Here is a 14,022-nt window from a genome sequence, read left to right on the forward strand (position 1 = left end):
AACACAGATTTTTAATTGAATTCAAAAAATGAAAAAAGAAAGAAAGAAAAGAAAAACAGAAAACAGAAAAGCAATAATCAAATGCCTTTTCCGATTTCGCTTTTTCTGAGCCAGTCGATATCTGACTGATAAAGTTCTCTCAAATCTTTTAATCCGAGTTTCAGCATTGCAACGCGGCTGACACCGAGCCCCCAAGCCAAAACCGGCTCCGTGATGCCAAGCGGCGTGGTCACTTCTTTTCTGAAAACGCCGGCGCCGCCGAGTTCCACCCAGCCGAGACCGTCAATCCAAACTTCCGGCTCGACACTCGGTTCCGTGTACGGGAAATAACCGGGACGGAAACGGACTTCTTCAAAGCCCATTCTGTTGTAGAATTCTTTCAGGAAGCCGAGAAGGTCGGCAAAACTCATGTCTTTGTCCATGACAACGCCTTCCAGCTGTTCAAATTCGGGCGTGTGCGTCGGATCAATCGTTTCGCGGCGGTAAGCGCGGTCAATACAAAACGCTTTGACAGGACCGACAGGATTGTCAGCCAAATATTTGACCGTGACCGATGTCGTGTGCGTTCGAAGAACATTCTTTTCAGCAATGTCGGAACTCCAGCGACCGCCCCAGCCGCAAGAACCCGTTTCGCCGCCGTTTTCGTGAACGGCGCGGATTTTATCGGCGTATTTTTCGGGCGTTTCGGAGCGGGTTTCCAGATGGAACGTGTCCTGCATTTCACGCGCCGGATGATCCTGCGGCTGGAAAAGCGCGTCAAAATTCCAAAACGAAGATTGAATGATATCGCCTTTGATTTCCGTGAATCCCATTTCCAAAAAGATTTGGCGCATCTGATCAATCAAACGCTGATACGGATGCGTTTTGGCGCCGTAAATCGGTTTCACGGGTTTCTGAACTTTGTAAGGGCGGTAATATTTGTTTTCCCAATCATCGCTTTTCAATAATTCGGGCGTGATTTGAGCGATTTCTTCGGTAATTTCAATACCTTGATCGGCATAAGCTTTGCCGGCAGCCGTAATCAGAATATTGCGCGTCGTGTATTCTTCCTTTTCAAGCAATTTGCGTTTCAAAAGGTCGGAAACGACTTTGTCGGACGCAATTTCCGGCGGCAATTCAAAAGCGGGATCGGATGTATTGCTTTCCAAAGAATTTTCATAAAGGTCGCTGATGATTTCTTCATCTCTGCCAATCGGTGCGTCGCCGACCGGAATCAAAATGCCGTCTTCGATTTTTGCCCATTTCTTTTTCAAAAGCCATCCGGTTGCGATGCCGACCAATTGCGGCGAAAATAAAGCGCGAAGGTCTTCAAGCGGCGTTTCGCCTGAAATTTTATCAATAATTTGTCTTTCGGGAAGTCCGGACTCCGCATATTCTTTTCCTTCTTCGGAAAGCCCGTAAAGTTCAAAAGATTCTTCAACGACTTCAGCCAGACCTTTTTCTTCCAGCAAAAAAGCCGCCTGCATGGAAGCGTCGCTGTTCAAATCGGAAATCTCGACAATATCTTTTAATTCTGCCGTCTCAAGCTCATTCAAAGCCAGCAGAACCTTTTTTTCATTATTCGTTAAATCGTAATCCGTCATTTCAAAACCCCGATAGGTTGACATCTTAATATGATTATTCTGTAATATTAGTCCCTTAAATGAAACTCATCTTTTATATTCTCTGTCATTTGCGAACGTAATCAATCCCGAACATCGGCAATTTTTCAAACGCTTCTTCTCTTTTCTGCTGCAAATCCGTCAAAAAGATTTCCATCTTGCCGGCGGCTTTTTTCTTACATTCGCCGCACAAAATGCTGCCGCTTGTACAGTCGTTTTGAACTTGGAACAATTCATTATCGTCATCAGCCAAATGGAACAAATAAAGTTCGTAAACGGAACATTTCTGATATTCGCCGCCGAGATCGCGCTGCTCGTCCGCCGATTCGCGCCCGCCCGTCTTGGCTTTCATGATTTTTTTGACCGCCGACTTCGGCTCTTCCGAAAGCGCAATGTTGCTGTCGGGAATGCTGCTTGACATTTTGCCGCCTGTCAAGCCGCTCATAAATCTGTGATAAGTGGACGCGGGAATCACAAAAGCGTAACCGCCGTGAGCGAGTTCCGCGTTTTTGACGATTTCCGAGAGTTCTTCTTCGGAAATATCGCCGAAAATATCAATATGTTCTTTGGAAAGTTTTGTTTTTGCGCCGCTGCCGCCGAAACCGTCGCGAATGTTTTTATCAATCATTTTAAGCGCGTCTTCAGACGCGTTTTTGCCGCGAACGCTCCAATATTTGTTTCCTGTTTTGGAATCTTCTCGGCGTTCAATCAAGAACATATTCATTTTGGAAGCGATGTCGCGCGTGAGGCGAATGTGCGGATCCTGATCGGCGCCGACAGGAACGACGACCGGAATCGGCCCTTCGTACATCGGCAGCTGCGAGTGTAAAATGTCTGCGCCCTGCGTGAGCACGGCAATCATGTGCGCCAAATGCGTTTCACCCGAAAAGCCGTAAATGGCTGCCATTTCCGAGAAGTTGACTTTTGTGCCGAGCTCAAACGCCAAATCCTTAACGGGCTGACATTCGGATTGGAAATAAATGCGCGTTTTTTCAGGCTGAAGACCGAGCGCGATCAAGCTTGTAATGTATTCTTCAACGCCGATTTGTCTGCATTCTTCCCAGGAAAGATCGCGAACAGCGTGCGCTTCGCGGTCAGCCATTCCGACGACAACGATTCCGCCCTGCTTTTGATACCAAACGATTTGGTCCATTACCATTTTGTGACCGAAATGCGCCTTTCCCGTCGGCATGAAGCCGTCTAAAACGACAAACGGCTTTTTGTTTTTGATCGCGTCTGCAATCATTTCATAACCGCGGTGACCGAAAATAATGCCTCTCTTCATGTATTTGTGCGGATCCGGAATCTCATCCAAAACTTCCGCAAACGGCTGAATGCCGAATTCTTCAAACAATTTGGAATAATCGCTGATTTCAGACGACTTCCACGGGTCCAATTTTTGCGCCATAGAATCACAGATAATATAATAATGAGAATAATGAAAATTTGAAATGAAAAAGTCGCTCATTGAAGTTTAAACTTTTGTTGTGAATTCGGAATTCTTGTTCTTAAATTTTGCTCACAGCCACCTGTCGGCGGCCGTTCACAAAATTTCAGGGGCGGGGGGAAGCGGTGTTTGCAAAAAATCGCTTCGCGATTTTTGAGGGCTTCGCCTGTCTGCTGCAGGAGGGAGGTGTTTGTCTGCAGCGGGAGGGAGGTGTTTGTTTGACTGTTGCTGCTGTCTGCAAAAGACAGTTGCAGACTATTACACTTAACAGGAAGCCGACAACTGATAACTGCTGTCGCCGGCGCGCGCAAAAGCGTCATCTTTAACAAAATAAGAAAAAACGACGATTGGTTTTTCAAAAAATCAAACAAAAATCAAACGAAAACGAACAAAAGAATTAAACAAAAATCAAACGAAAACGAACAAAAGAATTAAACAAAAATCAAACAAAAATAAAATTCAACGCGACAAAAAATCAACAGAAAAGATCAGTAGCGAGGGATGGATTCGAACCATCGGTCTACGGGTTATGAGCCCGTCGGGATCTCCTGGCTACCCCACCTCGCTTCTTGAAAACAAATTATTTTATTATGCCGACCCGAATGAATCGGCTTTTTATGAAAGCAGGTTAAAAAACGATTTCTTTTATTTATAGTTAATGCAAAAATGAACCGAAGAAAGAAGAAAATTGAAAAAAAACGGAAATCATCAAACAATTTTTTTGACATTTTCCGTTTTGATTCAATTCAAGTCAGCGAATTCTTTCATTTCAATTTATTTTAACTTTAATTCAATTTCATTTCAATCATTTCATTTCAATCATTTCATTTCATATGATTTCAATTCGTATGAGTTCAATTCAACGATTTTAATTTCAATTCGCTTTCAATCGAATGATTTGAAAATGAATTTAAGCCGTATACATGATCTCTTGCTCAATTTCGCGCTCCTCCCAAAGCGTATATGCAAAGCAGGCGACTGCAATCATAAACAGCAAGATGACAATGACCGGCTGTACGGGAGCTGTATCAATTCCGCCGCCGCTGCCGCCGTCCCCCGGAGGAACGGATGTTTCGGGACCGGCAGAGGGAGGTTTCGGGTCAATAACTGTTGCGTTTCCGGTGCCGTTTCCGCCGCCGCCGGGATTGCCGCCGCTTTCATTCTGAACATAAAGAACTGTTAAGACAGTGTCGCCCGAAAGCGTCAACGGCAAAGTTTCCTGAAGCGCGCCGGATTTATAATCGGTCTTGCGGTAAAGATTCAGCCAATCGTTTCCGAGTTCGGATGCGATCATATCTGCCGTCAATTCTGTTCCTTCAAAAGAATCAAAAGACTCCGTATTTACAGGCGTTCCGCTGACATTATCATCGTAATAATTGACTGTTACCGTGACAGGGACGTCTTTGACATAAAGAACTGTTAAGACAGTGTCGCCCGAAAGCGTCATCGGTAAAGTTTCCTGAAGCGCGCCGGATTTATAATCGGTCTTGCGGTAGAAATTCAGCCAATCGTTTCCGAGTTCGGATGCGATGGTATCTGCCGTAATTTCCGCGCCGGTGTATGAATCAAATGTTTCATTCGCGGCAGGCGTTCCGCTGATTTCATCATAATAATATTGAATTGTCACCAAGGCAGGAGATATGATTTCTCCGCCGTAGAAAACAATATCAAAATCATTGTACGCGTTTGAAAACGGCTGAGTCACCGTCGTATTATTCAAAAGCGGAAGATTGTCTCTGATGTATTTCATCTCTGCCGTCAAATTCGAATCCGGATCAGTCAAATTCCAAAGACAGCCGTTCTGAGCCGTATTTTCCGAAAATACAAGATTTGAGTCATCCGTTGTTTTCGCAAACAAAGCGTAGGCGGAAACATCCCGGGCGGAACCATACTGATAGAGATCACCCAGATAAACTGCGCCGCCGTCAGCGTATGCACTGTTTTTTAAGAACGAAACGGTTTGACCGGAATCGCCTGAAACAACAATTTTAGAACCGCTGAATATCATAATGGCACCGCCGTATCCGACCGATTCGTTTGCTGTGTTATTTTCAAACGTCGTGTTGTTGGAAAGAGTGATTATAGAATTACTGTACCGACCAAACAAACCGCCGCCGTTTTGAGCGGTGTTGTCACTGATGAGAGTGTTTCCTGAAATCGTTATAGTCGAATTGTTAACAAAAATACCGCCGCCGCCGACAGAAGATGAATTGGGGTAGCTTCCTGCCGTATTATTGCTGATGACGACGTTGTCCGAAATTTCTCCGATCATCTTGCTGAAATAGATGCCGCCGCCTGCAAAGTCAGCATCGTTTTCGGAAACTGTTACATTATCGCGAATGTAAGACGTATTCATCAAATAAAGACCGCCGCCGACGTAACCGTGATTGCCGGAAATCAAAACCTTATCTTCAACCACAATGGGTGAAAACGTACAAACACCGCCGCCGTAATCGGCTTCATTATCAAGAATGCGGACATTGTCAGAGATAACGGCATCGCCCTGCGAGAAAACGCCGCCGCCGGTTGTCAGCTCCGGAGATGACGACAAGTCAGTCGCTTTATTATTTTGAATTAAAACATTTCCCGAAATATTGACAGGCACATGCGTGTAAACGCCGCCGCCGTAAGAAGTGTTCTTTATCAATGCCGTACTCGATTTTTCAGCGATATTATCAATGATTTGAACGTCGCCCGAAATATTAAAAACGCCTAAGCTGTGCGAATCGGATGCCTTATTGACATGAATGCCGCCGCCTGTCAACGCTTTGTTGTCTGAGATGGTAACGTTTCCGTAAATTTCCAAACTCGTGGTCATCGTATAAGATTCGAATTTATATTGAGTCAAATTTGCAAAAATACCGCCGCCGACAGCCAAATACGCGCCGTTGACAGAATTATTGGAAATGACGACATTATCATAGATTTTAAGATGAGATTCATCCGCATCAATGCCGCCGCCTTTGGGTCTGTTATCGCCTGTGTCTTCAACAACATTGTCAGAAATGACTGTATCGCCGCAGATATCTACTGATGAATTATACATGTAAATGCCGCCGCCGGTAATACTATCATAATGATTGTCGGTCGAATACCACGCTTTATTATTGCTGACATTACAGTCACGAATGATGAGATTTTCACAATTTATTAAAGAAATGCCGCCGCCCTGATCGTAACTGCAGCCGGAAACGGAAACATTTTCAAGCGTCATGTTGGCAGTATTAAAAACTTGAATGCCCGAATAATCACTGTTGATGACTTGAGCGTTTTTCAAAATAATATCATGCGCCACAACGGGAGAGCCGCGCAGACCGCCTGCGGAAATTCCGAATTTGTCAAAAATAACATTTTCAAATTCAACGGTCGTGTCGTTTCCCGAAATATTGAAAAACGGATGATTGAGCGTATCTGTAAAATTCGAATAAACCCGGCGTGAAACGGAAGAATCGGATTGAATTTTTAGATTCCCCGAAGCTGTATAATTGATTCCCGTAATCGAAGGGTAAGCCGAACTCTGAAGACTGAACTGAGATTCTGTGAGTTCAATGTCATTCAAAATAATGATTGTATTATCCGATTCACTGTTGCTGTTGATTTGTTCAACGGCTTCCAAAAATTGTTGACCGCTCGTTACCGTAATTGTTTCGGCCGACGCAGCTCCTGTCAGCAACAGAATAAAAAGAACTGAAATAGAAATTAAGAGAACTGTTTTTGTATTTGTTTTTGTATTTGTTTTTCTGAGATGCATATCCATCCCTCCGAATCTGTTTCTGAATTCCGAGGCGGATGAGAGTCGAAACAGAGAATCAGACATTAAAGAATAAGGCTGCGAAATATATAAACTTTCTTAAAAATATACAAAATGTGTTAAAAATATATATTTTAGACCAAATGCATAAACTAAATGATTTTGGAGCGCGGCGAAGAAAACAAATTTAAACTGCTGCTCGCGCGCGAGCCGCACAAGTTTTAAAAAATAATCAAGAAGAGGATCACATTTAAAAATTAAAAATATGAAAAAAGAAAAAAAATGATTCCGAAGAATCAACTTCTATATTCGTTTTCATATTCCGATTTTCCGACGTAAGCAAAACAGGCAACTGAAACCATAAACAGCAAAACGACAATAATCGGCTTTGCTTCGGGACCGGGATTTCTGCTGCCGCTGCCGCCGTCCCCCGGAGGAACGGATGTCTCGGGACCGGGAGAGGGAGGTTTCGGGTCAATAACTGTTGCGTTTCCGGTGCCGTTTCCGCCGTCGGGATTGCCGCCGGGATTGCCGCCGCTTTCATTCTGAACATAAAGAACTGTTAAGACAGTGTCGCCCGAAAGCGTCATCGGTAAAGTTTCCTGAAGCGCGCCGGATTTATACCCATCCTCTTGGTACAAATTGATCCAATCTGCTCCCAATTCCGAGACAATCAGAGACTCCGTCAATGCCATGCCGCTGTAGAAATTGAAACCTTCCGCGCCGACAAGATTAGATGAATTCACCGAATCCGTATAATACTGAATTTCAACAAACAAAGGATAGACCGGATCTCCTGTTGAAAAAACAATATCGTAATTATTGTAAGCATTCGTAAACGGTTTTGTAAATGTCGTATTTTTCATTTCAGGAAGATTGTTCAAAACATAATTTTCAGATTTTGACAAACTTTGATCGGTTGAATTCCACAAATATCCGACAGAAGCAAAGTTATCTGAGAAAACAAGATTGGACTCATCCGTTGCTTTTACAAATGATTTATATTTATCCAGCTCAGAATCAGAATCATCTAAAATGTAAATATAGACGGCTCCCCCGCTGTCCGCGGCCGTATTTTGAGAAAATGTAACAGATTCGTCACGGGCACCGAAAATCACAGCATTTGAATCCATTAAAAACAAGCCGCCGCCGAATCCGCTGTCAAGGTTTGCATAATTTTTTTCAATTGTCGTGTTGTTTGAAAGTGTTACAAGAGAGCCCTGCTGCACGAAAATACCGCCGCCGTCAGTTGCTTCATTTTCTGAAATTAAAACATTATCCGAAATGTGAACTTCTCCAAGAACTGCAAAAATTCCGCCGGCATATGCTTTTGCCGTATTATGACGAATAACCGCATTTCCGGAAATATCAGCAATTGAATGATTAAGTACAAATATACCGCCGCCGAATCCGCTTCTTTTGTCAGCGGTATTATTTTCAATCAGAACATTGTCCGAAATCGCAGCGGAAGAACCGTGTCTCAGATATATGCCGCCGCCTTCAGGAGCTGCATTGTCTGAAACCGAAACACTGTCTGAAAGTTCCATCTGAACTGCCCGCGTTCCAAAAATACCGCCGCCTTCTTCATCAGCCGTATTATTCTGAATCATCACCTGTCCGGAAATGACTGATTTGTTTCCGGAATAGCCGTCCAAATATAAACCGCCGCCGCGTGAATTCGCATGATTTTGATCAATTGAAATATTATTTGAGAGCATAACGGCATCAAATGAAAACATTCCTGCGCCTGAACCCGCTGCATTTTTTGTAATGATAACATCATCAGAAATAGAGACAGGCGCCTGAGCACCAATGCCGCCGCCCGAAGTTGCCGCAGGATTTGAAGAAATATCTGTTGCTTTATTTCCCGAAATCAAAACGTTATCTGAAAGATTGAGAAATGAAAATGTGAAAATACCGGCACCGTTGGCGTTGGATCCGCTGTTCGATCTGAGCACTTCTGTTGCTTCCGCCGTATTGTTTGCGATTTTAACGTATCCGGAAATGTTGCAAATATAATTTTCGCCGTCTTCGTTTGTGATATAAATGCCGCTGCCCTGCATAGCGTAATTTTCTGAAATTGTAACACTGTCAAAGATTTCCAATCCGCCGACTCTGTCCATGTTTTCAAATTCGGCCAATTTCATAGCAATACCGCCGCCGACTGCATTTGTTGCGCTGCCTGCTGCAAGAACTTTGTTGTTTGAAATATTTGCTTCATTGTAAATTTTAAGATAGGTTCGGTCAGCTTCGATGCCGGCGCCGTTTGGTATGCCGCCGTAGCCGTCAACAATATTGCCGCAAATGGTTGTCTCGCCGCAGATGTCCACGGTTGATTCCAAAATATGAATGCCTCCGCCGAGCGGCTGCGGGGCGGCCGATCCGGGACGCGGGTCACTGCTGCCGACTCCGATGGCAGCGTTGTTTGAAATATTACAGTCCCGAATGGTCATATTATCACTGTACCAGATATGAAGTCCTCCGCCGACATCGTTTCTGCATTCGGTGATCGAAACATTCAAAAGCGTCAAATTCTCGGAAGAGTCGATGCGCATTCCCGAATTATTGCAATTATAAATCCGAATATCATTGATTTGCACATCAGTGATTTTTTTCAAATTCATTCCGATGCCGTCAAAAGAAACATTTTCGGCAACGATCGTGATATTATTTCCGCTGACATTTAAAAACGGATAATAATTCGGTTTCGTGCATGTCGAATGAATTTTGTAAGAGCCGGATGAATCGGATTGAATTGTCAATGTCCCCGTCTTTGAATAATTGATGCCGATTACTTTTTCATTTAAATTTGTGCCGTAATCAGCCGCATCATAATCTTCAGCCGTAAAAAGCGCGTCTTCAATTTCGATATCAGTTGTCAGAAGAATTGTATTATCCGCGTCACTGTTGTTGTTAATTTGATCAATGGCTGCGCGGAATTCCGTACCGGCTGAAACCGGAATCGTTTCAGCAGATGCCGTTCCTGCAAATACAGAAACAGCCGCTAAAACGAAAAGAACTAAAAAAACCGTTTTCATTTTTTGTGTGTACATATTAATCAATCCCGGTCAAGGATTTGTTTTTGGTTTTTTGTAAGAATTGTTTTTGAAATTGTTTTTGAAATTGTTTTTAGATATTTTTGAGATTATTTTTGAGAGATTATTTTTGAGAGATTATTTTTGAGATTATTTTTGAGAGATTATTTTTGAGAGATTATTTTTGAGAGATTATTTTTGAGAGATTATTTTTGTTATTTTGAAATCTTTTAATATTTTGAAATATTTCGAAATCAAATATGTAGATATGTCCGACATACATATTAATGTATTCAAATATATATTTTTAATGAAAACTATATTTTTGAACGACCCGATTGAAAAAGAAATTTCAAAAAAATCAAAAAATTGTAAAAACTGTTTAAAATATGAATAAATTTGAATAGAATGGAATTGAACAGATTCCGAATAAATCTTTAAATATTGTAATGAAGTGTATTAGTGATACACGAAAATTTTCACTTTATTCAATTCATTTCAAAATCATTTCAATTCAGATTATCTTTATTTCAGGTGAATCAATGCCACACAGATGTACAAAATGCGGCGCTGTTTTTGAAGACGGGGATTCCGTTATTCTGACAGGCTGTCCGGAATGCCGATGGAATAAATTTCTTTACGTGAAAGCGGAGGAAATAAGAACCGTTCCGGAAAACATAATCGAATACGAACAGTCGACGGCGTCGAATTGGGATATCGAAGAACGCATTGCAGAGGAACAGGGAAAATCCATTGACAGTATGCTTGAAGATATTGACCGCGCTTTGGATTCCGATGATGTCAAGAAAAAGGAATTGAATCCTGACCGTGTCGATTCAATTCGTATTTTAGACGCCGGCTCTTACGAGCTGAATTTGGGTTCGATTATGGAAAAAGAGGAAATCGTCGTCGGTATTAAAGAAGAAGGGCAATACGCGATTGATTTGCCGATGATTCTTCAGCAATCGGGAAAAACCGCGAAAAAGAAGAAAAAATAAAACTGATTTAATTTACTTTTTCATTTTTTCATTAACGGCAATCAGCAATTTTTTGGTTTCATTTTTCAAAATAATAAAATGATATTCATTTGAATTATTTACATTCTATGAAAATTTAAACAGAATGATATAGAATCATTTCCTTTAAGAAAATATGAATTCGAATGAATTGAGATATTCCAAAAAAGAGAACGATTTTATTATTGAAACAAATTTGAAAGTCAAAAAAGAAATACCTTTTGAAGTGACTCTTGAAGACGATATATACATTATCCAAAATGATATTTTTGATATTTTTTCATTTAATAGGGATTTGGAAAAAGCAAAAATTGAAATTGAAGAACAGATACAATTCTTATGGTCGGAATATGTTTTGGCAAATGAAGAAGAATTAGCGCCGATCGGATTGGTATTGAAAAATTTGCTTTTAAATTATATTAAAGAAATTTAATTTATATTTTTACTTAATTTTTATTTGATTTTACATAAATAAGTTCTCAACTTCTCGAATTTTTAACCGCGATCACGCCCATATGATTGACATGAAACGGTTCTAAACTTGCCGTTTCCAAAATTATATTTATTGGCTCATATATAGTTTAAAAAAAATTAAAAGCATCATTGAATTCAATGATGCAAATCTTGTTTTTATTCATCTTTTCGTTCTTTGTAACGTCTGTACAAGTAACAGACAATTGCGATTAAGATTAACAGCAGAATAATCCAAAGCCAGCTGCATTTTTTTTCTTGAACAGGCTCTTCAGGAGTATCCTCTTCAAAACCGCTATCTTCGGTACCGCCCATTCCTCCGCTTTCGTTGCTGTCACTACTATCGCTTGTATTAACAAGGTCTTTAATTGTAGCGTTTCCTGTGCCATTTCCGCCACTACTGTTATTTCCGTTGTTTCCTTTCGTATAAAGAACATCCAAAATCGTGTCAGCATTTAACGTAAACGGCAATATTTGCTGTAATTTTCCGTCACTGTAATCAACGGGTTTATACAAGTTCATCCAATTGGCTCCAAACGCTGTTTCTAAAACTGTCAAGGTGATTTGTTCACCTGAATAAAAACCGAACGATTCTGTTCCGGTTAAGTTGACTGCATCAACCGAATCGACATAATAGTCAATAGTAATGTTTCTTGAAACAGCTGATTCTTCACCTTCTAAAAACGCTATATCATAATTGTTGTAAGCATTTGTAAAAGGCACAGTGGACGTGACATTAGGCATTTGTGATAAATAAACAGAGGCTGCTGTCAAAAGAGTCGGGGTCAGACTCCCGCTTCCGGTATCCCATTTGTAACCGGTTTCAGCACTATTCAATATGAAAAGCAATTTTTGACCGCCGGTGTTTGAAATTTGAGAAACATCCGTGACCCAAATTGCGCCGCCATCATTAATCGCCTTGTTCAAGCTGAATTCAACACAATCATCGGCATTCGACCCTGAAATTGTTATAAGGGAAGAAGGATTGAGAACACAAAGAGCGCCGCCAAACCCGTCAGCAACGGAGTGGGCATCAAGGGCTGAATTTTTGGAAAAGGTAACGTTATTTTTCAGATCCAAATTCCCACGAGTGTTGCTCATATAAATGCCTCCGCCGGAATAATCCGCTGTGTTGTTGCTGACTGAAGCAGAGTCATAAAGTTTGAAATCTTTGTTTGCCGATGTCGCGTAAATACCGCCGCCATAATCAGCCGCATTGGAATGAACAGAGGAGTTACCGAAAATACTGAGGTTACCGCCCGAATAAATAGCCCCTCCTGTTGTTGCTTTATTAGAGTGAACCGAAGCATTGCCGGATATATTCAGATTACCGCCTGTATAAACAGCACCACCATATCTCGCAATGTTGTCGGCAATTTCTGCATCATCGTAAATGTCAATTAAAACATTTGAACTGCCGGCGCGTATGGCACCGCCGCTGATGCTTGTTATAGTATCACTGTCAGCCGTATTATTATTCACGACTGCGTTTCCGAATATTTTTACTTCAGAATATGTCTGAGCATAAATACCACCGCCGGCTGCTGCTGCGAGTAATGAAGTCGAACCGACGAAAGCTTTGTTATCAATTATTTTTGAATTGCCGGAAACTTTTAAAACGGTCTCACTTGCAGAAATTCCGCCGCCATATCCGGCTTCGTTTTGTGATATTTCAACATTTCCTGAAATTGTCAAAGTCGAATTAGAAGTGGCATTAATACCGCCGCCGACTCCTTGCGAACCCGTAGCCATATTTTCTGTAATAACAACATCCTCGGAAAGAACTAATTCAGCTGTTTTTGCAGGATTTGCATTCAAACTGCCCGATAATGAGATGCCTGCGCCTTGAGGTGCTGTATTATTTTTGATTAAAGTATGGCCCCGAACTTCAACTGAAACGGCACCTACATCATCAGAAGTAATATTAAGACCACCGCCGCGAGTTGAGGCGACATTGTTTTGAATTATGCTGTCAGAAATAACAACCCCTGAACAACGCAAAATATAAACTCCGTTACTTTTGCATTCTTCAACGATAATATTATCCAAACTGGCTGTGTCCGCATCCGTAAGAAAAATTCCTGAAGTTGTACTGTTTTTGATTTGAACGCCTTCAACTGTAATATTATTAGCATTATTATAGGGTGATTGGGTTTTTCCCATAATTTTAAAACCGCCGGTTCCCCCGTTGCCGTCCAAAACAATATTTTCAAAAATTAAATGTGTATCATTGTTGTTGACTTCGTTGAGTACAAAATGCTGAAAATGATTATTGAAATTTACAGCGGTTGTTCCGTTTCCGTAGATCGTTTTTTTCGTATCGTCAACAGAACGAACGATAATTGTACCAGAATTAGAAAAAGGAATATTTGTCGCCGCCAAAGTAATATCGTTTTGAACAACGATGATGTCCCCGTTAATCGCACTTGAAAATGCATCTTTTAAAGTTGTTTCGTCAGTTGCATAAAATTCTGTGGCTGAAGCTGTTCCAAGGAACAGAAAAAGAATTGCAAAAAATGTCAAAAAGACAAATATATATCGGGAATAAAATACACACCGTTTGTTAAAACGGGCACCCCCCCCCCCCCTCATTCATAAAAACGGCATCGTGCGACGTGTTTTCTGAAAGAGGCTGAACGAACATATTATTCTTAATATTCATACTTCATCTCCTATAATTTATAAACCAAACAAAATTGTA

At 41.3% G+C, this 14,022-nt stretch carries 7 protein-coding genes and 1 tRNA gene; 2 read left to right on the plus strand and 6 right to left on the minus strand.

Annotated elements, in window-relative coordinates; translation table 11 throughout:
• Positions 1-77 precede the first annotated feature (77 nt).
• The 5 genes from pheS to MmiHf6_RS06575 form a co-directional block, all read right to left on the minus strand.
• Entirely contained in the window at positions 78-1,583 is a 1,506-nt protein-coding gene (gene pheS, locus MmiHf6_RS06555; RefSeq protein WP_316556996.1) for a phenylalanine--tRNA ligase subunit alpha, read from the minus strand.
• A gap of 85 nt (positions 1,584-1,668) precedes the next feature.
• Positions 1,669-3,009: a tryptophan--tRNA ligase gene (locus tag MmiHf6_RS06560; RefSeq protein ID WP_316556997.1), complete on the minus strand. Its 1,341-nt coding sequence runs from the start codon at positions 3,007-3,009 to the stop codon at positions 1,669-1,671.
• Positions 3,010-3,540: 531 nt separating this feature from the next.
• Positions 3,541-3,615 (minus strand) — tRNA-Met (locus tag MmiHf6_RS06565).
• A gap of 343 nt (positions 3,616-3,958) precedes the next feature.
• Positions 3,959-6,799 (minus strand): right-handed parallel beta-helix repeat-containing protein, encoded by a 2,841-nt coding sequence (locus MmiHf6_RS06570; protein WP_316556998.1) that lies wholly within the window; start codon positions 6,797-6,799, stop codon positions 3,959-3,961.
• Positions 6,800-7,095: 296 nt separating this feature from the next.
• Positions 7,096-9,852, minus strand: coding sequence for a right-handed parallel beta-helix repeat-containing protein (locus MmiHf6_RS06575; protein ID WP_316556999.1), 2,757 nt, complete (start codon positions 9,850-9,852; stop codon positions 7,096-7,098).
• 524 nt (positions 9,853-10,376) lie between these two features.
• Here MmiHf6_RS06575 and MmiHf6_RS06580 point away from each other — a divergent pair.
• Positions 10,377-10,832 (plus strand): Zn-ribbon domain-containing protein, encoded by a 456-nt coding sequence (locus MmiHf6_RS06580; RefSeq protein ID WP_316557000.1) that lies wholly within the window; start codon positions 10,377-10,379, stop codon positions 10,830-10,832.
• Between the two features lie 214 nt (positions 10,833-11,046).
• The gene (locus MmiHf6_RS06585) at positions 11,047-11,283 is read left to right on the plus strand and encodes a hypothetical protein (RefSeq protein ID WP_316557001.1); all 237 of its coding nucleotides are present in this window, start codon (positions 11,047-11,049) and stop codon (positions 11,281-11,283) included.
• A 197-nt stretch (positions 11,284-11,480) separates the two neighbouring features.
• Here the strand turns inward: MmiHf6_RS06585 and MmiHf6_RS06590 are convergent, their stop codons facing one another.
• On the minus strand, positions 11,481-13,844 hold the full coding sequence (locus MmiHf6_RS06590; RefSeq protein WP_316557002.1) for a right-handed parallel beta-helix repeat-containing protein: 2,364 nt from the start codon (positions 13,842-13,844) through the stop codon (positions 11,481-11,483).
• Positions 13,845-14,022 lie beyond the last annotated feature (178 nt).

It is taken from the genome of Methanimicrococcus hongohii (assembly GCF_032594095.1).
Lineage (GTDB): Archaea > Halobacteriota > Methanosarcinia > Methanosarcinales > Methanosarcinaceae > Methanimicrococcus > Methanimicrococcus hongohii.